The following is a 21,515-nucleotide window of genomic DNA, read 5'->3' as shown; positions in this document are numbered from 1 at the left end:
GTGTGGTGAGACAGGGCCAGGCCTGTCCGGGGTCACGCGGCGGGTCGTCAGACCTGCTTGTAGATCATCGAACCTTCTTCCTTGAAGCGCCCGGACTGCTCGGCGAAGCCGGCCTCAATGGCCTTCTGCTCGTCGGTCAGGCCGTTCTCCTTGGCGTAGTCGCGCACTTCCTGAGTGATTTTCATGGAGCAGAACTTCGGCCCGCACATGGAGCAGAAGTGCGCCACCTTGGCCGATTCCTTCGGCAGGGTCTCATCGTGGAAGGCACGCGCGGTATCCGGGTCCAGGCCGAGGTTGAACTGGTCTTCCCAGCGGAACTCGAAGCGCGCCTTGGACAGTGCGTTGTCGCGAATCTGTGCGCCCGGATGGCCCTTGGCGAGGTCGGCAGCGTGGGCGGCGATCTTGTAGGTGATGATGCCGGTCTTCACATCGTCCTTGTTCGGCAGGCCCAGGTGCTCCTTCGGGGTCACGTAGCAAAGCATGGCGCAACCGAACCAGCCGATCATCGCGGCGCCGATGCCGGAAGTGATGTGATCGTAGCCAGGGGCGATGTCGGTGGTCAGCGGGCCGAGGGTGTAGAAAGGCGCCTCGTCACAGCATTCCAGCTGCTTGTCCATGTTTTCCTTGATCAGGTGCATCGGCACGTGGCCGGGGCCTTCGATCATGGTCTGCACGTCGTGCTTCCAGGCGATCTTGGTCAGCTCGCCGAGGGTTTCCAGCTCACCGAACTGTGCAGCGTCGTTGGCGTCGGCGATGGAGCCCGGACGCAGGCCATCGCCCAGCGAGAAGCTGACGTCGTAGGCCTTCATGATTTCGCAGATTTCCTCGAAGTGGGTGTAGAGGAAATTCTCCTTGTGGTGGGCCAGGCACCACTTGGCCATGATCGAGCCGCCGCGGGACACGATGCCGGTCACGCGCTTGGCGGTCAGCGGCACATAACGCAGCAGCACGCCGGAGTGGATGGTGAAGTAGTCCACGCCCTGCTCAGCCTGCTCGATCAGGGTGTCGCGGAACAGTTCCCAGGTCAGGTCCTCGGCGATGCCGCCGACCTTTTCCAGGGCCTGGTAGACCGGCACGGTGCCGATCGGTACCGGCGAGTTACGGATGATCCACTCGCGGGTTTCATGGATGTGCTTACCGGTGGACAGGTCCATGACCGTGTCCGAGCCCCAGCGGATGCCCCAGGTGAGCTTGGCAACTTCTTCCTCGATGGAGGAACCCAGTGCCGAGTTGCCGATGTTGCCGTTGATCTTCACCAGGAAGTTGCGGCCGATGATCATCGGCTCCAGCTCCACGTGGTTGATGTTGGCCGGGATGATGGCGCGGCCGCGGGCCACTTCCTGGCGCACGAACTCGGGGGTGATTTCCTTCGGAATGGCTGCGCCGAAGCTGTGGCCGGCGTGCTGCTCCTTGAGCAGGCCGGCTTCGCGCGCTTCGGCCAGCTTCATGTTTTCGCGGATGGCGACGAATTCCATCTCGGGCGTGATGATGCCCTTCTTCGCGTAGTGCATCTGGGTGACGTTCTGGCCGGACTTGGCGCGGCGCGGGTTGCGCACGTGGGCGAAGCGCATGGCGGCCAGTTCGGCATCGGCCAGGCGGCGCTGGCCGAACTCGGAGGTCAGGCCCGGCAGGCGCTCGGTGTCGTTGCGGTCGTCGATCCAGGGCGAGCGCACGTCGGCCAGGCCCTTGCGCACGTCGATGCTGACGCTCGGGTCGGTGTAGGGGCCGGAGGTGTCATAGACGGTGACCGGGGCATTGATCTCGCCACCGAAGGCGGTGGGGGTCACATCCAGGCTGATCTCGCGCATGGGCACGCGGATGTCCGGGCGGGAGCCCTGCACATAGACTTTCTGCGAACGGGGGAAAGGCTGGATGGATTGCTGGTCGACCTGGGCGCTCTCGCTCAGGTTCTTTTGTTGTTTTGCGGTCATCGGGCTGGCTCCTGGGATGATGTCGGAGCGAACCTGAAAGAGAGTGCACCGGGACCGGTGCCGAGAGGAGCCTCCCGGAATGCGGGCTGGGGAGGCACATCTTGTTCCCTACGCAGGCCTTAACCTGATCAGGTTCAACGGGATCCGGAACTATCCGATCTCAGCCTCCGATTCGAGGCACCCCGACAAGAACCCGGGCAGTCTAAACAAGCTCGGCGGAGAAAACCAACCCGGTGGTCAGAATATCGTGACCAGTACGTCGGGAAGTGACGCAGCGCCGATAACAAAAATCGATTGTTGCACGCAGGAAACATAGCTTGTCGCAAACTACACTCAGGCCGCCGGTGGGGCGTCTTGACCCGCCCCCAGCGGCCCCGTAGCCTTGCCCGACACCTCAGAATCCAGGATTGATCATGCTGCGCAGACTCTCGCTGGCCATCGCCGTGGCATCCGCCTTTGCCGGAACCGCCTGGGCCGTAGATGCCCCCCTGTCAGCCAAGACGGACCTCGTGACCGTCTACAAGGACGCTGTCGACAACAACGCCGACCTCGCCGCCGCCCGCGCCAACTATGAAGCGCAGCGCGAGGCCGTACCCCAGGCTCGTTCCGGCCTGCTGCCGCAAATCAACGGCGGCGCCACGTCCAACGACACCCGGACCAAGCTTGACGACCCTTCCAACACCTTTTCGCGCAGCGGCATCGCCTACCAGGCGACCCTGAGCCAGCCGATCTTCCGTGCTGACCGCTGGTTCCAGCTGAAAGCCGCCGAGTCCAGCACCGAGCAAGCTGCCCTGGACTTCTCCGCGACCCAGCAGAACCTGATCCTGCAGACTGCCGAGACCTACTTCGCCGTGCTGCGCGCCCAGGACGACCTGGCCTCGACCAAGGCCGAGGAAGCGGCGTTCAAACGCCAGCTCGACCAGGCCAATGAACGCTTCGATGTCGGCCTCTCGGACAAGACCGACGTACTGGAAGCCCAGGCCGGTTACGACACCGCCCGTGCCAACCGGATCATCGCCGAGCGCAACGTGGAAGACGCCTTCCAGGCGCTGGTGACCCTGACCAACCGCGAGTACGCCTCAATCGAAGGCATCCTCCACACCCTGCCGGTGGTGGTGCCCGCCCCCAACGACGCCAAGGCCTGGGTCGACACCGCCGCCCAGCAGAACCTCAACCTGCAGGCTGCCAACTACGCCGTCGACGCCGCCGAAGAAACCCTGCGCCAACGCAAGGCCGGCCACGCGCCGACCCTGGATGCGGTGGCCAGCTACCAGAAGGGCGACAACGACAGCCTCGGCTTCAGCAACAACGGTTCCACCCTGCCCGGCCAGGATCCGTTCAGTGGCGACGTGGAGCAACGCAGCATCGGCCTGCAGCTGAACATCCCGATCTACAGCGGCGGCCTGACCAGCTCGCAAGTGCGCGAGTCCTATCAGCGCCTGAACCAGACCGAGCAGCAGCGTGAAAGCCTGCGCCGCAACATTGTGCAGAACACCCGCAACTTCCACCGCGCGGTGAACACCGACGTGGAACAGGTGAAGGCGCGCAAGCAGTCGATCATCTCCAACCAGAGCGCGCTGGAAGCCACCGAGATCGGCTACCAGGTGGGTACCCGCAACATCGTCGACGTGCTTGACGCCCAGCGCCAGCTGTACAGCTCGGTACGCGACTACAACAACGCACGCTATGACTACATCATCGACAACCTGCGCCTGAAGCAGGCCGCTGGCACCCTGAGTCCGGGCGACCTGGAAGCACTGGCTGCCTTCCTCAAGCCCGACTACAACCCGGACAAGGACTTCCTCCCGCCAGACCTGGCCAAGGCCGCAGAGGCCAGCCTGAAAGGCGACCCGGAGTACTGAGTTCCGCTCCAGACGAAAAAAGCCCGGCATCACTGCCGGGCTTTTTCATTGGATTGTCGGAGCGCCGCTAGTCGTAGGGTGGATTACGCTTCTTCGATCCACCATCGGCGTCATGCCGAACATCGTGGGTGGATAGAAGAGCGCTATCCACCCTACAGGTCGGTTATTTGGCCGCCCAGGCGTTGAAGCGCTGCTCCAGGTCTTCGCCGTGGTCAGTCCAGAACTCCACATCCATCGGCAGGGCCTGCGCCATGTTCTGCGGCGCGCTGGGCAGCCAGCCGGTCAGCGCCGGGTCGAGACGCTCGAAGGTCTGCTGGTTGACCGGCCCGTAGGGAATCCGTTTGACGTAGTCGGCCTGGTTGTCGGCCTTGTTGATGAAGGCGATCAGTTGGTGGGCGCGCTCGACGTGTTTCGAGCCCTTGATGATCGCCCAGTAGTCCATGCCATAAAGGCTATCCGGCCACACCACGGCGAACTTGTTGCCTTCCTGATGGGCCGCGGCAATGCGCCCGCTGTAGACCGAAGTCATGGTCACGTCGCCGGCGGCCAGCCATTGCACGGGCTGGGCCCCCGCCTCCCACCACTGGATATGGGGCTTGAGCTGATCCAGCTTGGCAAAGGCCCGCTCCACCCCTGCCGGCGTAGCCAGCACCTTGTAGACATCCTCGCGCTTGACGCCATCGGCCAGCAGCGCGAATTCCAGGTTGTACACCGCCCGCTTGCGCAGCCCGCGCTTGCCGGGGAAGCGCTGCACATCCCAGAAGTCCGCCCAGGACTTCGGCGCCTCAGCCAGCTTGCCGGCGTCATAGGCCAGCGCCACGCTCCAGACCATGGTGGCTGACCCACATTCCTGAGCCGCGTCGGCAATCAACTGATCGGCACCGCCTATGCGCTGCCAATCCAGGCGCTCGAACAGGCCTTCCTCGCAGCCACGCACCAGGTCAGGCGCCTCGATCTCCACCAGGTCCCAGTCGACGCTACCGGTATCGGCCATCACCTTGATACGCGCCATCTCGCCGTTGTATTCGCCCTCCGTCAGCGGGGCTCCGCTGGCCGTGGCGAAGGGCTTGAAGAAGGCGTCACTCAGGGCTTTCTGCCCTGCCCCGCCGTAGCCCACCACCACCATGGTGTCAGCCGCCTGGACGCTTCCCAAGCTACAAGCGAGCGCCAGGCCGGCAAGCAGACGGCCCGCGTGACTGGAAGAAGGAACGGAACAAGGATGTGAACGGTTGCTCAGGTGAGGGACGAATGACTGCCGCATTGGTGCTTCTCCTCTTGTTGTTGTCATGAAGCCTGCCCGGCTCGGGCTGACACGAAGCTAAGCCAGGGCAAAGTAAAAAAACAAGTTGATTTTTTACTGAAGGTAAATTTCCATGGCTCAACAAGAACAAGCGGGCCGCCAGGCCCTCAGGAGCCTCCATGTCCAGTGCTACCTTCCCGCACCTTTTCGAGCCCCTGGAAATCCGCGGCAAACGCCTGAAAAACCGGATCATGTCCAGCGGCCACGACACCTCGATGCCCGCCGACAACCTGGTCAACGACCAGCTCGTCGCCTACCACCGTGCTCGCGCCAAGGGTGGAGTCGGCCTGATCGTCCTGCAGGTGGCCGGGGTGCATGACAGCGCGCGCTACACCTCCCACGTACTGATGGCCACCGACGATGCCTGCATCGAGGGCTATCGCCGCCTGGCCGACGCCTGCCACGCCGAGGGCACGGTAGTGCTCTCCCAGGTCTTCCATCCGGGCCGGGAAATCATGGAGTCCAGCGATGGGCTGCTGACGGTGGCCTGGTCCGCGTCGGCTTCACCCAACGAGCGTTTCCGCGTGATGCCGCGAGCCCTGGACCAGCGAATGATCGACGAGATCGTCGCCGGCTACGGCGCAGCCGCTCGCCGGTTGTCCGAGGCTGGCCTGGACGGCGTGGAGATCGTCGCCAGCCACGGCTATCTGCCCGCGCAATTCCTCAACCCGCGCGTGAACCATCGGGAAGACGGCTACAACGGCGACCTGGACGCCCGCCTGCGCTTCATCCGCGAAGTGATCCAGGCCGTGCGCGCCAGTTGCCCTGAGGACTTCATCGTCGGGATGCGCATCTCCGCCGACGAACGCGACCCGGAAGGCCTCACCGAAGACGAATCCCTGACCGCTGCTCTCGCCTTGCAAGGGCAACTCGACTACCTGCACCTGGTGGCCGGCACTTCCGCCTCCATCGGGGGCGCCATCCATATCGTGCCGCCCATGGCCATCGAAGCCGCCTACCTGGCTTCCACCGCCGGGAGCTTCAAGACACGCCTGGACATCCCGCTCTTCGTCACCGGAAGGATCAACCAGCCCCAGGAAGCCGAAACCATCCTCGCCCGCGGCCAGGCTGACGTCTGCGGCATGACCCGCGCCCTGATCTGCGATCCGCAGATGCCCAACAAGGCCGCCAATGGCCGCAGCGACGATGTGCGGGCCTGCATCGCCTGCAACCAGGCGTGCATCGGCCACTTCCATCGCGGCTATCCCATCTCCTGTATCCAGCACCCGGAAACCGGTCGTGAACTGACCTACGGCGAACGCACACCTGCCACCGTGCGCAAGCGCGTGATGGTGGTGGGCGGAGGGCCGGCGGGCATGAAGGCCGCCGCCGTGGCCGCCCAGCGTGGCCACGAGGTAACCCTCTTCGAAGCGGGTAACCAGCTCGGCGGGCAGGTCCTGCTGGCCCAGCTGCTGCCACGCCGCGCGGAATTCGGCGGGGCGGCCACCAACCTGCAACGGGAGATGGAGCTGGCCGGCGTCCAGGTGCAGCGCAATGTCCGCGTCGACCGCGCCCTGGTGGAACGCGAGCGTCCTGACCTGGTGATTCTCGCCACCGGCGCGAAACCCTACTGGCCGCCCTTCGAGCGCGGCGGCGAGTTGCAGGTGGTCGACGCCTGGCAGGTCCTGCGTGACGAAGTGCAATTGGGCCGTTCAGTGGTGGTCACCGACTGGCGCGGCGACTGGATCGCCCCCGGCATCGCCGAACGCCTGGCGCGCAATGGCCACCAGGTGCGCCTGGCAGTGAGCGGCACCCATTGCGGCGAGAGCCTGCCCCTTTACGTGCGCGACCAGATGGCCGGAGAGCTTCACAAGATGGGCATTCCGATCACGCCCTATGCACGTCTTTACGGCTGCGACGACAACACCGTGTACATGACGCATGCCGCCTGTGGCGAACCGATGCTGTTCGAAGAGGTGGACACCCTGGTGCTCTGCCAGGGCCACCAGCCGGTGGACGATCTGGGCAGTGAGCTGGAAGGCCTGGTGGAATTTCGCCGGATCGGCGACTGCCTGGCGCCTCGTACGGTGGAAGAGGCGATTTACGAGGGACTGAAGCTGGCCTGGAGCATCTGAGTGTCGCCAGCGATCGCGGCTGCAATACAATGCCGCGATCCTGTCCCATGGAGGGAACCATGAGCCCCAGCCTGCCATCGCCGAACGCCAACGCCGAGAGCCAATTCCTCGGCACGCGCATCCGCGCGCTGCGCAAACGCCGCGGCCTGACCCTCACCGAGCTGGCCGAACAGAGCAAGCTCACCGCCGGCTACATCAGCCAGCTGGAACGCAACCTGGCCTATCCCTCGATTCCCGCGTTGTTCAATATCGCCCGCAGCCTGGGCGTGACCATCCAGTGGTTCTTCGCCAGCGAAGCGCCCACCACCGAAGCCGATCGTGGTTATGTCGTGCGTCGCAACGCCCGCACCAGCCTGCACTATGAAGACGGCATCACTGACGAGCTGCTCAGTCCGCAGCCCCTACGCCAGTTGGAAATGCTCCATTCGCGCTTCCCGCCGGGCACCTACAGCGAAGAGAGTTACAGCCACGAGGGCGAAGAAGCCGGCTACGTGCTGAGTGGCGAATTCGAACTCTGGGTCGGCGACCGGCACTTCCACCTGCAGGAAGGCGACAGCTTCAGCTTCTCCAGCCAGGAGCCGCACCGCTATGGCAATCCCGGCGAGAAGGATGCGCTGATCCTCTGGGTCATCACGCCGCCGACGTTCTGATTCGCGCAATCGTTCAGGGACTTTTCCTGTAGGGGCGAATTCATTCGCCAAGCAGACCGAAGGTCTGCCATGCGGAGTCCCATTGGGGGTGGCTGCGCCACCCTTGGCGATTGAAATCGCCCCTACAACAAGGCGGCCCCTACTTCAGCAGCCGCGCAATCCCGCCCAACAGACGCTCCAGCGCCCCCTGATTGGCCTTGAGCACACCTAAGCCCGCGTCGCGCATAGACTCCGCGCGCCCCGGCTCGGCCCAGAGTCCGCCAACCTGTGCGGCCAACTCTTCGGCATCTGCCACCTCGGCCAGCGCCCCGGCGTCTCGCAGCTGCGCGGCGATTTCGAGGAAGTTGAACAGGTGCGGGCCACTGAGCACCGGTTTGCCCAGGGCTGCTGGCTCCAGCAGGTTGTGGCCGCCATTGGGCACGAGGCTGCCGCCCACGAAGGCGATATCGGCCAGCGCGTAGAGGAACAGCAACTCGCCCATGGTATCGCCGACCAGCACCGCATCCGTCGCGGCGACAGGCGCGCCGGTGGATCGGCGCACCGTTGCCTGCCCTTCGCGACGACTCAGCTCGAACACCGAACCGAATCGCTCCGGGTGACGCGGCACCAGGATCAGCAGTGCGTCCGGCCGCCGCTTCAACAGTGCCTTGTGGGCAGCCAGGACGATTTCATCCTCCCCGGCATGGGTGCTCGCGGCAATCCACACCGGCCGCGAATCGGCGCCCCATTGGCCACGCAGTTCCGCTGCGCGCTGGAGCAGCGCCGGGTCGATGCGGAGGTCGAACTTGATCGAGCCAGTCACGCCCACGCATTCGGGACGCGCACCCAGGGTGCGGAAGCGCTCGGCTTCGGCTTCCGTCTGCACCGCGATCCAGCTCAGTTCGGCCAGCATGGGCGCGGTGAGCTTGGCGAATCGCGCATAACCCCGAGCCGAGCGCTCGGACAGCCGGGCATTGGCCAGCACCACCGGAATGCCGCGACGGGCGCACTGGTGGATGTGGTTCGGCCAGAGCTCGGTCTCCATGATCACCGCCAGCTTCGGTCGCACCTTGTCGAGAAAGCGAGCAGCCGCCCAGGGCAGGTCATAGGGCAGGTAGCAATGCTGCACCTTGTCGCCGAACAGCGCGCGGATGCGCTCGGAACCGGTGGGCGTCATGCAGGTGATGGTGATGGGCAGGTCCGGGTGGCGCTCCAGCAGGGCGCGGACCATGGGAGCGGCGGCGATGCTCTCGCCCACCGATACGGCATGGACCCAGATACCGCCCGGTTTGATGGATGGCAGGCCAACGGCAAAGCGCTCGCCGATGCGCCGCGCATACGCCGGCGCACGCCAGGCACGCCAGGCCAGGCGCACAGCTACCAACGGCAGACCGAGATGGAACAACAAGGTATAGAGGGTGCGATTCATGGGCGCGGAGCTTAGCGTGACTCGCCGTCGATCGCACTAACCCATGGCCTGCAGGTGCTCCGCCAGGCTATCGGCCAGCCAGAGCGCCGCCGGCCCCAGCGCCGCGTCGCGACGGCAGACCAGCTCCACCACCAGCGATGGCGGCGTCCAGTCGCTGCGCAGCTCCACCAGTTGCCCCTGGTAAGCCGGGTACTGGGCCACATGGCGTGGCAGCCAGGCCCAGCCGAGTCCACGCATCAGCAGTTCGGCCATCACGTAGAAGCTGTCGGCACGCCAGACTTGCGGACCGATCTGCTCGCCGCCCGGGTAATGGCTGTCCTGGGGCGACATGAGGATCTGCCGGTGACGCGCCAGTTCGCTGCGGTCGGCGTAGTTTTTTTCGGCCAGGGCGTGGCCGGCACCGCAGACCGTGACCATTTCGATGGTGCCCAGGCGCTGGCGCTCAAGGGCATCGGGCATCTGCTCGTGGTGGAACAGCAGTCCGAGGTCGGCACGGCGCTCCAGCAGCTTTCGAGCCACCTCACCCTGGGCGCTGGTGGTCAGTTGCACCTCCAGCAGCGGAAATGCCTTGCCCAATGCCTCCAGGCTGGCCAGCACGGGCTGATAAGGCATGGCTTCATCCTGGGCCAGGCGCAGGCGCGCTTCTTCGCCCTTCGCCAGTCCCAAGGCCTTGCCGTCCAGGCGCTGGCACTGCCGCAGGACTTCCCGGGCTTCCTCCAGCAAGGCCACGCCCGCCGCCGTCAGGCGCGGTTGGCGACCACTGCTGCGGTCGAACAGCTGCACACCAAGGTCCTCTTCGAGCATGGCAATGCCACTGCTCACCGCCGACTGGGCGCGCCGCAACCTGCGCGCGACCGCCGAGAAGGACTGACCTTCCGCAACTGCAACGAACAGGCGGATCTGTTCCAGGTTCCATTGCATGGCGGGCAACCTATCTCCAATTCAGATGGGAAATGACTTTATCCCATCAGCCGAGAACTTAGAATTCGCGTCATTGCACAGGAGGTCCGACCATGACCGGCTATATCTATCTCGCTATCGCAATTGCCGCCGAAGTGATCGCCACTACCTCGATGAAGGCCATCGACGGCTTCAACAAACCGCTGCCCCTGATCCTGGTAATCGGCGGCTACGCCATCGCCTTCTGGATGCTGACCCTGGTGGTGCGCAGCATCCCCGTGGGCATCGCCTACGCCATCTGGGCCGGCCTCGGCATCGTGCTGGTCAGCGTCGCCGCGCTGGTGCTCTATCAACAGAAGCTGGATGCCCCCGCGGTGCTGGGCATGGGGATGATCGTCTCGGGTGTGGTGGTCATCCAGCTGTTCTCCAACAGCACCGGCCACTGAGAGCCGGCTGCACGGTTCTCGACACGGGCTGTAGGTCGGCATCACGACAGGGGCGCTATACTGCGCCCCTGTTTTTTTCGAGGCGCCTGCACCCATGGCCGAATCCCTTTCCACTGATGTGCTCATCCTGGGCGGCGGTATAGCCGGCCTATGGCTCAATGCCCGCCTGCGCCAGCAAGGCTTCGCCACGTTGCTGGTGGAAAAGGCCAGCCTTGGCGGCGAACAGAGCGTCAAATCCCAGGGGATCATCCACGGTGGCGCCAAGTACGCCCTGCACGGCGCCCTCACCGGCGCCTCCGAAGCCATCGCCGACATGCCCCGCCGCTGGCGCGAGGCCCTGGCCGGCAGCGGCGAGCTGGACCTTCGCGGCGTACGCCTGCTCTCCGACGCCCACTATCTCTGGTCCCCCGGCACCCTGGCCGGCAATCTCACCAGCTTCTTCGCCAGTAAGGCGGTGCGCGGCCGCGTCGACCAGGTCAAGGGCGATGCCTTGCCGCCGGCGCTGCAACACCCGAAGTTCAAGGGCAAGGTCTATCGCCTGGCCGAGTTGGTGCTAGACGTGCCCAGCCTGATCACCCGCCTGGCGGAGCTCGCCGGCGACAGCCTGCTCGCGGGCCGCGAAGTCGCCCCCTTGCGGGAGGACGGCCAACTCGTCGGGCTGGTCATCGACGGTCGTGAAGTCCGCGCTCAACGCATCGTGCTGAGCGCCGGTGCAGGCAACCAGGCACTGCTCGAAGCCCTGGGCCTCAGCCAGCCGGCCATGCAGCGCCGTCCGCTGCACATGGTGATGGTCAAGGCGCCCAGCCTGAAACCGCTGTACGCCCATTGCCTGGGTGCCGGACCGAAGCCGCGCGTCACCGTGACCAGCCACCCGGCCGCCGACGGCCAATGGGTGTGGTACCTGGGGGGCGACTTGGCCGAGGCCGACGGCGTGGCCCGCAACGAAGCCGAACAGATCGCCGCAGCCGAACAGGAGCTGCGCCAGTTGCTGCCCTGGATCGACCTCTCCGCCGCGCAATGGGCGACCCTGCGGGTGGACCGCGCCGAGCCGGCCCAGAGCGGCCTGGTTCGCCCGGACAATGCCTTCCTCGCCGAACAGGACCGCTTGCTGGTGGGCTGGCCCACCAAGCTGGCCCTGGCGCCGGACTTCGCCGACCGCGTTCTGGCCGCCTTCGAGCGCGACGGCGTGCGGCCATCCGCCAATCCGCCGCTGCCTGCCCTGCCCCGCCCGACGGTGGCGCAACCGGCCTGGGAGGAACTGCTGGGATGAACAACCTGCACGGTCTGCATCGCCCCCTGGGCAGCACCGGCCTGATGGTTTCCCCGCTGGGCCTGGGTACCGTCAAGCTCGGCCGCGACCAGGGCGTGAAGTACCCCAGCGGCTTCACCATTCCCGACGACGCTGAAGCCCGGCAACTGCTGGCCCTGGCCCGCGACCTCGGCATCAACCTGATCGACACCGCGCCGGCCTATGGCCGCAGCGAGGAGCGCCTCGGCCCTCTTCTACGCGGCCAGCGCCAGGACTGGGTGATCGTCAGCAAGGTGGGCGAAGAGTTCGAGGACGGCCTGTCCCGTTTCGATTTCAGCCCCGAACACACGCGTTTCTCCGTCGAACGCAGCCTGAAACGCCTGGAAACCGACTTCATCGACCTGGTGTTGGTGCACTCCGATGGCAACGACCTGGCCATCCTGCGGGACAGCGGTGTCTACGAGACCCTCGCCGAGCTCAGGCAAGCCGGCAAGATCCGCGCCTTCGGCCTCTCCGGCAAGACCGTGGACGGCGGCCTCCTGGCCCTGGAACAGGGGGATTGCGCCATGGTCACCTACAACCTCAATGAACGGGGCGAGAAGCCGGTACTCGACTTCGCGGTGCAACAGAACAAGGGCATCCTGATCAAGAAAGGCCTGGCCAGCGGTCATGCCTGCCTCGACGCCGGCGTGGATCCGGTCCGCGCCAGCTTCGAACTGATCTTCGGTCATCCGGGGGTGACCAGCGCGATAATCGGGACCATCAATCCGCTGCATCTGTCCCATAATGTCGCGACGGCTGCCGCCGTCATCGGAGCCCATCGCCACTAGCCGACCCCTAGCCCAGGAGCCGACATGCCGCGAATCCTCGCCCGCAAGGACCCCAGCGCGTTCAAGACCCTCCCGCTGCATGTCGAAGCCAGCGCCGATGCCCTGAGCTACCAGAGCCTGGGGCTGCCGCTGAACTTTACCCAGATGCTGGAAAGACGCCGCCCGGTGAGGGTGAACGACAACCAGCGCTTCGCGGCGGAACTGGCGAACCTCGGCGTCTCGGTTCGGCTGACCCTGGCGCTGCAGGGGCGCGACTACTGGCTGCTGGTGCGCCAGCGCCGCCAGGATCGCGGCGATACGGTGCTCAAGCTGATTTCCGGCTACGTCCCCGCCCACGAGCTGAACCTGCCGCTGCTCACCGCCATTCAGGAAGTGGCCGAGGAATGCCTGATCGAGACGCCGGAAGGCTGGCTCGCCGGACGTTTTGGCGACACCTGGCTGCCGACTCCCTACCAGCGGCAATTGCGCTATCGCGAAACCAGCCACTTCCGCCTCAGCCCGCTGTCCGGCGCCGCACGCCCGGTGACCAACGGCAAGCTGACACTGCTGGAGCGGCCCGAGGCCTACGTGCACCTGCCCACCGCTTCCCTCCAACTGGTCTACGACCTGCGCCTGGAGCTGCCGAAGGATTGCCACCAGATCAGCCTGTTCCATGTGGATGAAGTGCTGCAGGACGGCAAACTGGTGGCCAGCCTGGAGCGACGCCGGCCCGACATCTACCTGCTACCACTGCATCAGGGCCTGCCCACCGGCGACCTGCTGACCTTGCGCAACGGCGAGTTCAAGGCGGCCAGCACCCGCGGTGTCTGGCTCTCGGAGAGTTTTGCCGAACAGGATGGCTGGCTGGTTCACGAGGAACGCGTGCGCTGGCGAGACTGGCTGGCCCGGGTAGGAACGGCCCGCCCGATGGGAAAAAAGATGGCCTGCTGAAAGCTGGGGCGCCCAAGAAGTCGCCCCATCGCCATTAAGCGTGCCCCCTACGGCATCACTTCAGTTCACTGGAGCTCTTGCCCAGCAGCCGTCGCGCCACGATCAGCAACTGGATCTGCTGGGTACCTTCGAAGATGTCGAGGATCTTCGAGTCCCGCGCCCATTTCTCCAGCAATTCGTCCTCCCCGTAACCCAGGGCGCCGGCCAGCTCTACGCATTTCAGCGTGATCTCGTTGGCCACGCGTCCGGCCTTGGCCTTGGCGATGGACGCTTCCTTGGAGTTAGGCAGCCGGTTGTCGGCCATCCAGGCCGCCTTCAAGGTCAGCAGGCGCGCCGTCTCCCATTCCGCCTCCAGGCGATAGAGCGTGGCCTCGGCATGGCTGACGGCCAGCAACGGCTCACGGTAGTCGAACCGGCAACCGGCCTTGGAAAGCAGCTCGCGGGTCCGGTCCAGGGCGGCCTTGGCGACGCCTACCGCCATCCCGGCCACTAGCGGGCGGGTGTTGTCGAAGGTCTCCATCACCCCGGCAAAGCCCTTCTGCACGTCGATCTCGGCATTGCCCAGCAGATTGGCCGCCGGCACCCGGCAGTCGTTGAAGCTGATGGAGGCGGTATCCGACGCCTTGATGCCGAGCTTCTTCTCCAGGCGGGTCACGGTCATGCCAGGCGTGCCCTTCTCCACCACGAAGGACTTGATCGCCGCGCGCCCCAGGCTGCGATCCAGGCTGGCCCAGACCACCACCGCATCGGCACGCTCGCCGGAGGTGACGAAGATCTTCTCGCCATTGAGCACGTAATGGTCGCCATCCTTCACCGCCGTAGTGCGAATGGCCGCCGAATCGGAACCGCAACCGGGCTCGGTGATGGCCATCGCCGCCCAGGTGCCACGCAAGCGCGCGAGCTGTTCCTCATTGGCCACCGCAGCGATGGCGGCATTGCCTAGCCCCTGGCGCGGCATGGCCAGAAGCAAGCCGACATCGCCCCAGCACAGCTCCATGACACCGAGCAGCGCAGACAGGTTGCCGCCGTTGCGCACGCCCTCCTCCGCCCCGGCGCCACGTTTGCTGGCCGAGCCGGCGCCGACGGCCTCCGGGGAACCGGCGTTCATGCCGTCCAGCAGCGCGGCCAGCAGGTCCAGTTCGCGGGGGTAGGCGTGTTCGGCCTTGTCGTACTTGCGTGACAAGGGGCGAAAGTACTGCTGGGCGACCTGATGGGCCTGATGGCTGAGACCACGGAATTTCTTCGGGATTTCCAGATTCATGCGGCTTTCCTCACAGGTGCAGTCCGCCGCTCATCAAGGCGACGGCGCGCAGGTCGCGGTACCAGCGCTCGGCTGGGTGCTCCTGGGTGAAACCATGCCCACCGAGCAGTTGCACGGCGTCGGTACCGATCTTCATGGCCTTCTCGGCACAGAGCAGACGCGCCAGGTAGGCCTCGCGCCGGAACGGCTCGCCACGATCGGCGCGGGCACAGGCGCGCCAGACCATCAGGCGCATGGCGTCCAGTTCGATGGCGATGTCCGCGACCATGAAGGCCACGCCCTGACGGTGGCTGATGGGCTCGCCGAACGCCGTGCGTTCGTTGCAGTAGCCGATCACGTAGTCCAGTGCTGCCTGGGCGGTGCCCAGTGCCAGCGCGCACCACGCCAGGTGACCGAGGTCGAGGAAGGTCTGGTAGTCGAAGTCGACGGCGGCCAGACGGTTCGCCGCCGGAACCTTCACGCCCTTGAGACGAATCCGCGCCGTGCCGCAGGCCTTCAGGCCCATGGCCGGCTCCGGGCGCAGGTCGAGCCCCTTGCTGCCCGCCTCGACCAGGAACAGCGCCGGCCCGCTGCCGGTTTCCGCCGCCACTATCAGGCGGCTGGCGTCCAGCGCACCCGGCACCAGGCACTTTTCGCCAGTGAGCACATAGCTGCTTCCCTTGCGCCGCGCACGGGTGGCCAGCTTGCCAGGATCGAACAGCACGGCCGGTTCGTTGACGGCAATGGCCATGCGCGGCGCCGGCTGTTCGCTGACAAAGGCCGGCAGCCAGGCGGCCTGCTGCTCGGCAGAGCCCCAGCGGCGGATGCAATTGGCAGCCGAAAGCGGCGTCAGCAGCGCTGCGGCAAGACTGAGGTCCCCTTTGGCAAGGGCCTCGGCCATCAGGGCATTGGTGAGGATCGTGCGTTCACCCGCCAGCCCACCCAGGTTCTCACCGACGCCGTAGTGGGCCAGTCCGAGTTCATGGCCCTGGTTGAGCAAGGCAGCCGGCACCGCGCAACGGGCGTCCGCGCCGTGGGCCGCCGGGCGCAGGGACTCCAGGGCGAAGGCTTCCAGCATCTCGGCCAGCATCCGATGTTCATCGGACAGGGACAGGTCGAACAGCTCATCCGCGCCGGACTGGCGCGGCACCCTGCGCGCCCGCCGCGCAGCCAGCATGAAGCCGGCTCGGGTGCCGCCGTAGAGAACCTTCTCGAAAACCTTGCGCAGCTTGAGGCGGTCAGGCCAGTGGGCCTGGGCTACGCGGTTGAGCACGGCCAGGGCGCGGCCCTGTGCGTTGGGGAACATTGGCATCGCACTCCATGCAGGATGAGGATGCCTTGATGATGTTCGGCATCGACCCGGTCGCCTATGACCGGGCCGACACCAGCGACTGGCAGCGCTGCCAGTGGGGGGTTACTTGCTGCGGATCTTCTCGACGATGGCTGTGGTGGAGCTGTTTTCCACCAGGCCCAGCACCCGCACTTCACCGCCGTAGGCACGGACGATATCGGCGCCGACCACCTGGTCGATACCATAGTCGCCGCCTTTGACCAGCACATCGGGTTTGACCTGGCCGAGCAGACGCTCCGGGGTGTCTTCGTGGAAGCTGACGACCCAGTCGACTGCGCCAAGACCAGCCAGCACCGCCATGCGCCGTTCAACGCTGTTGATCGGGCGGCCCGGCCCCTTGAGGCGGCTGACCGATGCATCGTCATTGACCGCCAGCACGAGGCGGTCGCCCTGTGCGCGGGCCTGCTCCAGGTAGGTCACGTGGCCGGCGTGGAGAATGTCGAAGCAGCCGTTGGTGAAGACGATCTTCTCGCCATGGGCGCGGGCGTCCTCGATGGCCAGCAGCAGCTGGTCGAGGCTCAACACGCCGCGCTCGGACCCCTGCTCGCGCTGCACGGCACGGCGCAGTTCCGGAGCGCTGATGGCGGCGGTACCGAGTTTGCCGACCACGATGCCGGCGGCGAGGTTGGCCAGCGCCACGGCCTGCGGCAGTTCTTCGCCTGCGGCCAGGGCGGCGGCCAGGGTGGAAATCACGGTGTCGCCGGCGCCGGTGACATCAAATACTTCACGGGCGCGGGCCGGCAGGTGCAGCGGGGAATGGCCGGGACGCAGCAGGGTCATGCCGTGTTCGCCACGGGTCACCAGCAGGGAGCCCAGTTCCAGCTCCTGCATCAGGCCAGCGCCCTTGGCGACCAGATCGGCCTCATCGGCACAACGGCCGACGATGGATTCGAATTCGCTGAGGTTCGGCGTGATCAGGCTGGCGCCGCGATAGATGCTGAAATCCTTGCCCTTTGGGTCGGCCAGCACCGGAACACCGCGACGGCGAGCGGCCTGGATCAGCGCTTGGTGATTCCTCAGCGCGCCCTTGCCGTAGTCGGACAGCACCAGCACCTTGGCCTGGGGCAACAAGCGCTCGACCTCAGAGGCCAGCGCCTCGGCGTTGGTATCGAAGGCTTCCTCGAAGTCCATGCGCAGCAATTGCTGGTGGCGGCTCATGACGCGCAGCTTGACGATGGTCGGCTGCTCGGCGAGACGCTGGAAATGCACATCAACGCCGGCTGCGTTGAGGCTATCGGTGAGGCTTTCGGCAGCTTCGTCGACGCCGGTGATGCCCACCAGCATGGCCGGCGCCCCGAGGGCGGCGATGTTCAGCGCGACGTTGGCAGCACCGCCGGGACGGTCCTCGATCTGTTCCACCTTGACCACGGGCACCGGTGCTTCGGGCGAAATGCGCGAAGTACCGCCATGCCAGTAGCGGTCAAGCATGACGTCGCCCACCACCAGAACGGGGGCCTGATCAAATCGGGGCATGGACAGCTTCATGGGGTCTCCGGACGTCAAAATCGGCGCGGATCATACCATAGCAGGTCGGTTGGACTGACCTGCTCGATCTGACGCCGGGCGCATCCGGACCGGCTCACGGTGACACGCCGATTTGCGGAAGCAATCTATCCGGACAGAGGCCGCTGAATCTCCCGGCTCAGCTCGCCTCGGGCTGGATCTCCTCCGCGAACTGGTTGGCATGCAGACGGGCGTAATAGCCGTTCATGGCCAGCAGCTCGGCATGAGTGCCGCGCTCGACAATACGCCCCTGGTCCATGACCAGGATCAGGTCCGCCTTCTCGATAGTGGAGAGGCGGTGGGCGATAACCAGGGTGGTACGGCCATCCATCACGCGGTCCAGCGCGGCCTGGATGTGCCGTTCGGACTCGGTATCCAGAGCAGAGGTAGCCTCGTCCAGTACCAGCACCGGCGCGTTCTTCAGCAGGGCGCGGGCGATTGCCAGGCGCTGCCGCTGGCCGCCGGAGAGCAGCACGCCATTTTCACCCACCGCGGTGTCGAAGCCGTGCGGCAGCTTGTCGACGAACTCCTTGGCGTAGGCCGCCTCGGCCGCCCGCTCGACATCTTCACGCGGCGCACCGGCGAGATCGCCGTAGGCGATGTTATTGGCCACCGAGTCGTTGAACAGGGTCACCTGCTGGGTCACCAGGGCGATGTGGCGGCGCAGGTTGCGCAGGCGGTAATCCTCGATATCGACGCCATCCAGCAGGATCTGACCCTGCTCATGGTGGTAGAAGCGCGGAATGAGGTTGGCCAGGGTGGACTTGCCACTGCCGGAACGCCCGACCAACGCGACCATCTGGCCGGGGGCGGCTTCGAAGCTGATGTCCTGCAGTACCGCCTTGTCGGTGCCGGGATACTGGAAGCTGAGGTTGCGGATTTCAAGGCGACCGCTCACTCGCTCCAGCTCAGTGGTTCCATTGTCAACTTCCGGCTTCTCGTCGAGCTGCTCGAAGATACTCTCGGCGCCAGCCAGCCCCTTCTGAACGGTCGAACTCACCTCACTCAATTGGCGGATGGGTTTCGGCAAAAGTCCCGCCAGAGTGATGTAAGCGACCAGGTCGCCCGCGGATGCATCGCCACGCAGGAACAGCACCAGGAACATCAACAGGGCCATGGCGGTGTAGATGACCAGTTGCAGCATCGGGGTATAGACCGCCCCGGTCTTGATCATTTTCAGCTGCTTGTCGGTGTTGCCTATGCTGGCATCCAGGAAGCGCTGCTGCTCGTAGGGCTCGCCACCAAAGCTGCGCACTACACGATATCCCTGGATGGCCTCCGATGAGATGTGCATCACATCGCCCATCGCGACCTGGATCTTTTTACTCTGCTTGCGAAATTTTCGACTGGCACTGCTGACCATCAACGCGATAAGCGGCAGGATCGCAACCATCACCAGGGTCAGTTTCCAGTTCATCCACAGAAGCGAGGCGAACAGGAAGATCACCGTCATCCCTTCGCGGAACACTACTTTGATCGCATCGGTAGCGGCACCCGTGACCATGGTCACGTTGAACGTGATGCGCGAAATCAGGTGGCCCGAGTTGTTGTTGTCGAAGTAGCGGTTTGGCAGCTGCATCAACTGGTTGAACAGCGCCACCCGCAAGTCATGCACCAGCCCCAGTGAAACCTTGGCCAGGAAGAAGTTGCCCAGAAACGAACCCACACCCTGCCAGATGGCGATCAACACGATCAGCAGCGGCACGGCCTGTATCAGATTCATGTCCTTGAGGTAGGGAACATGCGGGAGCAACGCGGCGTGCGGATCGGCCAGGCCATCGACAAAATACTTGAGCACGTAACCCAGCATTGGCTGACTCGACGCGAAGATCAGGAATCCGATGATGCTGAGAACGAAAAAACCAACATACGGCCTGACATAGCGCAGCAACCGCAGATAAACCTGGAGATCCGATTGCTGGTTAGAATTAGCCACTCTCGTTCCCTATTGCTACTCAGAGAAAATTGATGCGGATTGTACCAGCGAACGAAATGCAGCAGTGGCTCGACGCAGGCGAGGTCCTGGAGAAGGACGGTCGGGGCCCCAAGGTCCTGCGCCAGCCGGACGGCCAACTGCTGAAGATTTTCCGGCCACGCCGCCGACTCTGGCTCGCCCGCATGCGCCCTTCCGCACAACGCTTCGCCCGGAACGCCGAACTGCTTACCGAACGCGGTATCACGACGCCCAAGGTCAGCGAGTGCATGTGGCTAGACAGGGTCCAGGCCGTCAGTGCCTGCTTCTACGAGCCGCTGCCTGGACAATCGCTGGATAAGCTGTATCGCCATGGACGCCCCGAGTTCGACGCGCTACTGCCCGAACTCGCAAACTTCATCCGTACCCTGCACCATCGCGGTATCTACTTCCGCTCGCTTCACCTGGGCAACATCCTGCGTTTGCCCGACGGCGGATTCGGCCTCATCGACTTCCTGGACATGCGCTTCAAACGCGGCCCGCTAAGCAGTCGATTGGCGCAACGTAACCTGCAACACCTCAATGGCTACCTGCGCCGCAGTCAGATCGACGACTTCCCCTGGCAGCGTCTGCTGCAGGCCTATGAGCGACCGACCACCGCCAAGCCTACGTGAAGGCAGCAACCTTAAGATCGCCAAGCATTTCCACCAGCTTAAAGTGGAGCACCGGCATCTGATTCAACCAGCAACCGGGAAGTCCCGCTCCTCTTTCCCCTGCCTGACACAAGTATCCATCGCCAGCACTAACGCCACAGGGAGCCAAGTCACGAACCAGATGGTCGATGGCTTTACCCATGGCATCGTGCCATCTGTAAGGACCACCAGCCCAGAGTACAGCCACAAGGCAACCGTCGCTCCACCCAACGAAGTATGGCGCCACTTGAGGGCGTGCCAGCCAGTCCAACACCAGAGTCCTATCCATAGAAGCAGACCAAGAACACCAAAGCGGATGCCAATATCCAGGAACATGTTGTGTGCATGATTGAACCGAACTGGAGTGGACTTGATCGCAATCCAATACTCCTTAGATCCAACACCCTCCCACCAGTTATCCAACAATAGAGCAAAGCCCCCCTGCCAGATCTCAGGCCGATAAGAAAGGCCGCGATTGGATAAAAGATCAGGAATGGCAAGGAAAATTGCCCCAATCAACAACAGAGCAATTGCCGCCCCACCACAGGCCAGTTTGTTCCGTAACAAGATGGCCCCGCCAACACAAGACAACACTAGACTCAACCACACCCAGCGTGTCTGGCTGAAGTAAATAAACACACCGAACCCCAACAACGCCAACACTAGCACACATAGGAGTCCCACCCCACGCTTGCGATCGAACCCAAGGAATATCGTCAGAATAAACAGTGCACCACAGGCCTGAGCGGCAGGAATCACCACCCGCCACAGCCCCAAATTCACAACTCGCTCGGAAAAATTATGCTCCTGTACGAAATAAAAGATAAACCAGGAAAGCCCAGCCCCCAGTCCACCAATCGCACAACACAGCAGTAAAAATCCGGTGAAGCGCTCCCGCAAACACATGGCACAGACCACACAACCAAGCAGACTAAGACCTATATAAAATGGTAGCTTAATCTCGCGCAGCTCGCCTCCGCGCCCCACATCTAAAACAGAAACAAACACGAACCACGCGGAAGCCATTAAATACAGCACGACAAACGACTTATCCATCGATGGATAGTGCTTACGCATCAGAAAAACGTGCAACAACGCCGGCAGCCACAAAAAAACAATAATAAGCCGATGATAATGCGTATTACTCTGCAACAACCATGGCGCACACAAAAAACAGAACAAGCCGATTACAGTCAATCGCGCAAACCAGCCAACAAAATACACGTTCCCCATAAA

The 21,515-nt window shown here is 64.2% G+C and carries 17 protein-coding genes and 1 riboswitch; of the genes, 8 read left to right on the top strand and 9 right to left on the bottom strand.

Features of this window, described 5'->3' with window-relative positions:
• Window positions 1–47: 47 nt before the first annotated feature.
• Window positions 48–1,931 carry a phosphomethylpyrimidine synthase ThiC gene (gene thiC, locus E8F06_RS20270; RefSeq protein WP_280370421.1) on the bottom strand — a complete coding sequence of 628 codons (1,884 nt, stop codon included), beginning with the start codon at window positions 1,929–1,931 and terminating at the stop codon, window positions 48–50.
• Window positions 1,932–2,019: 88 nt separating this feature from the next.
• A riboswitch (TPP riboswitch) is annotated at window positions 2,020–2,126 on the bottom strand.
• Window positions 2,127–2,344: 218 nt separating this feature from the next.
• Between thiC and E8F06_RS20265 the strand changes: the two genes are divergently transcribed.
• Window positions 2,345–3,793 (top strand): TolC family outer membrane protein, encoded by a 1,449-nt coding sequence (locus tag E8F06_RS20265; RefSeq protein WP_280370419.1) that lies wholly within the window; start codon window positions 2,345–2,347, stop codon window positions 3,791–3,793.
• Between the two features lie 163 nt (window positions 3,794–3,956).
• Here the strand turns inward: E8F06_RS20265 and E8F06_RS20260 are convergent, their stop codons facing one another.
• Window positions 3,957–4,976 carry an ABC transporter substrate-binding protein gene (locus E8F06_RS20260; RefSeq protein WP_280370642.1) on the bottom strand — a complete coding sequence of 340 codons (1,020 nt, stop codon included), beginning with the start codon at window positions 4,974–4,976 and terminating at the stop codon, window positions 3,957–3,959.
• A 236-nt stretch (window positions 4,977–5,212) separates the two neighbouring features.
• Between E8F06_RS20260 and E8F06_RS20255 the strand changes: the two genes are divergently transcribed.
• Together E8F06_RS20255 and E8F06_RS20250 are read left to right on the top strand one after the other, a co-directional pair.
• Window positions 5,213–7,168: an FAD-dependent oxidoreductase gene (locus tag E8F06_RS20255; protein ID WP_280370417.1), complete on the top strand. Its 1,956-nt coding sequence runs from the start codon at window positions 5,213–5,215 to the stop codon at window positions 7,166–7,168.
• A gap of 29 nt (window positions 7,169–7,197) precedes the next feature.
• Entirely contained in the window at window positions 7,198–7,818 is a 621-nt protein-coding gene (locus tag E8F06_RS20250) for a cupin domain-containing protein (RefSeq protein WP_190831407.1), read from the top strand.
• Window positions 7,819–7,957: 139 nt separating this feature from the next.
• Here E8F06_RS20250 and waaA read toward each other — a convergent pair whose 3' ends face one another.
• Together waaA and E8F06_RS20240 are read right to left on the bottom strand one after the other, a co-directional pair.
• Window positions 7,958–9,226, bottom strand: a complete 1,269-nt coding sequence (waaA, locus tag E8F06_RS20245) for a lipid IV(A) 3-deoxy-D-manno-octulosonic acid transferase (RefSeq protein WP_280370415.1) — start codon at window positions 9,224–9,226, stop codon at window positions 7,958–7,960.
• A 36-nt stretch (window positions 9,227–9,262) separates the two neighbouring features.
• Window positions 9,263–10,147, bottom strand: coding sequence for a LysR family transcriptional regulator (locus E8F06_RS20240; RefSeq protein ID WP_280370413.1), 885 nt, complete (start codon window positions 10,145–10,147; stop codon window positions 9,263–9,265).
• A 92-nt stretch (window positions 10,148–10,239) separates the two neighbouring features.
• On the opposite strand from E8F06_RS20240, the gene E8F06_RS20235 reads away from it, so the two are divergent.
• From E8F06_RS20235 to E8F06_RS20220, 4 genes are all read left to right on the top strand, one after another.
• A complete protein-coding gene (locus tag E8F06_RS20235) occupies window positions 10,240–10,572 on the top strand; it encodes an SMR family transporter (protein WP_179062461.1) in 333 nt (110 codons plus the stop codon).
• 94 nt (window positions 10,573–10,666) lie between these two features.
• Window positions 10,667–11,842, top strand: a complete 1,176-nt coding sequence (locus tag E8F06_RS20230; protein ID WP_280370410.1) for an FAD-dependent oxidoreductase — start codon at window positions 10,667–10,669, stop codon at window positions 11,840–11,842.
• Complete coding sequence (locus E8F06_RS20225) at window positions 11,839–12,651, top strand: aldo/keto reductase (RefSeq protein WP_280370408.1); 813 nt, start codon at window positions 11,839–11,841, stop codon at window positions 12,649–12,651. Before E8F06_RS20230 ends, E8F06_RS20225 begins: the two co-directional genes overlap by 4 nt.
• A gap of 24 nt (window positions 12,652–12,675) precedes the next feature.
• A complete protein-coding gene (locus E8F06_RS20220; RefSeq protein ID WP_280370406.1) occupies window positions 12,676–13,581 on the top strand; it encodes a metal ABC transporter ATPase in 906 nt (301 codons plus the stop codon).
• Window positions 13,582–13,636: 55 nt separating this feature from the next.
• On the opposite strand, the gene E8F06_RS20215 is transcribed toward E8F06_RS20220, so the two are convergent.
• From E8F06_RS20215 to msbA, 4 genes are all read right to left on the bottom strand, one after another.
• Window positions 13,637–14,842: an acyl-CoA dehydrogenase family protein gene (locus tag E8F06_RS20215; protein ID WP_280370404.1), complete on the bottom strand. Its 1,206-nt coding sequence runs from the start codon at window positions 14,840–14,842 to the stop codon at window positions 13,637–13,639.
• A 10-nt stretch (window positions 14,843–14,852) separates the two neighbouring features.
• Window positions 14,853–16,133 carry an acyl-CoA dehydrogenase family protein gene (locus E8F06_RS20210; RefSeq protein ID WP_280370402.1) on the bottom strand — a complete coding sequence of 427 codons (1,281 nt, stop codon included), beginning with the start codon at window positions 16,131–16,133 and terminating at the stop codon, window positions 14,853–14,855.
• A 102-nt stretch (window positions 16,134–16,235) separates the two neighbouring features.
• Entirely contained in the window at window positions 16,236–17,657 is a 1,422-nt protein-coding gene (hldE, locus tag E8F06_RS20205) for a bifunctional D-glycero-beta-D-manno-heptose-7-phosphate kinase/D-glycero-beta-D-manno-heptose 1-phosphate adenylyltransferase HldE (RefSeq protein WP_280370400.1), read from the bottom strand.
• Window positions 17,658–17,814: 157 nt separating this feature from the next.
• Window positions 17,815–19,611 carry a lipid A export permease/ATP-binding protein MsbA gene (msbA, locus tag E8F06_RS20200; protein WP_280370399.1) on the bottom strand — a complete coding sequence of 599 codons (1,797 nt, stop codon included), beginning with the start codon at window positions 19,609–19,611 and terminating at the stop codon, window positions 17,815–17,817.
• Between the two features lie 32 nt (window positions 19,612–19,643).
• On the opposite strand from msbA, the gene E8F06_RS20195 reads away from it, so the two are divergent.
• Window positions 19,644–20,261, top strand: coding sequence for a lipopolysaccharide kinase InaA family protein (locus E8F06_RS20195; protein WP_280370397.1), 618 nt, complete (start codon window positions 19,644–19,646; stop codon window positions 20,259–20,261).
• 63 nt (window positions 20,262–20,324) lie between these two features.
• On the opposite strand, the gene E8F06_RS20190 is transcribed toward E8F06_RS20195, so the two are convergent.
• Window positions 20,325–21,512: an O-antigen ligase family protein gene (locus E8F06_RS20190; protein WP_280370394.1), complete on the bottom strand. Its 1,188-nt coding sequence runs from the start codon at window positions 21,510–21,512 to the stop codon at window positions 20,325–20,327.
• Window positions 21,513–21,515 lie beyond the last annotated feature (3 nt).

Source organism: Pseudomonas sp. BN411 (genome assembly GCF_029871235.1).
Lineage (GTDB): Bacteria > Pseudomonadota > Gammaproteobacteria > Pseudomonadales > Pseudomonadaceae > Metapseudomonas.
Note: the sequence above shows the minus strand (reverse complement) of the source record. Positions and strands in the feature narration are given on the sequence as shown.

Coding starts and splice junctions, on each gene's coding strand:
- E8F06_RS20240 (WP_280370413.1), bottom strand. CDS start 10,147: ATGCAATGGAACCTGGAACAGATCCGCCTGTTCGTTGCAGTTGCGGAA.
- E8F06_RS20235 (WP_179062461.1), top strand. CDS start 10,240: ATGACCGGCTATATCTATCTCGCTATCGCAATTGCCGCCGAAGTGATC.
- thiC (WP_280370421.1), bottom strand. CDS start 1,931: ATGACCGCAAAACAACAAAAGAACCTGAGCGAGAGCGCCCAGGTCGAC.
- E8F06_RS20250 (WP_190831407.1), top strand. CDS start 7,198: ATGCCGCGATCCTGTCCCATGGAGGGAACCATGAGCCCCAGCCTGCCA.
- E8F06_RS20215 (WP_280370404.1), bottom strand. CDS start 14,842: ATGAATCTGGAAATCCCGAAGAAATTCCGTGGTCTCAGCCATCAGGCC.
- waaA (WP_280370415.1), bottom strand. CDS start 9,226: ATGAATCGCACCCTCTATACCTTGTTGTTCCATCTCGGTCTGCCGTTG.
- E8F06_RS20195 (WP_280370397.1), top strand. CDS start 19,644: ATGCGGATTGTACCAGCGAACGAAATGCAGCAGTGGCTCGACGCAGGC.
- E8F06_RS20220 (WP_280370406.1), top strand. CDS start 12,676: ATGCCGCGAATCCTCGCCCGCAAGGACCCCAGCGCGTTCAAGACCCTC.
- hldE (WP_280370400.1), bottom strand. CDS start 17,657: ATGAAGCTGTCCATGCCCCGATTTGATCAGGCCCCCGTTCTGGTGGTG.
- E8F06_RS20265 (WP_280370419.1), top strand. CDS start 2,345: ATGCTGCGCAGACTCTCGCTGGCCATCGCCGTGGCATCCGCCTTTGCC.
- E8F06_RS20210 (WP_280370402.1), bottom strand. CDS start 16,133: ATGCCAATGTTCCCCAACGCACAGGGCCGCGCCCTGGCCGTGCTCAAC.
- E8F06_RS20225 (WP_280370408.1), top strand. CDS start 11,839: ATGAACAACCTGCACGGTCTGCATCGCCCCCTGGGCAGCACCGGCCTG.
- E8F06_RS20190 (WP_280370394.1), bottom strand. CDS start 21,512: ATGGGGAACGTGTATTTTGTTGGCTGGTTTGCGCGATTGACTGTAATC.
- E8F06_RS20255 (WP_280370417.1), top strand. CDS start 5,213: ATGTCCAGTGCTACCTTCCCGCACCTTTTCGAGCCCCTGGAAATCCGC.
- E8F06_RS20230 (WP_280370410.1), top strand. CDS start 10,667: ATGGCCGAATCCCTTTCCACTGATGTGCTCATCCTGGGCGGCGGTATA.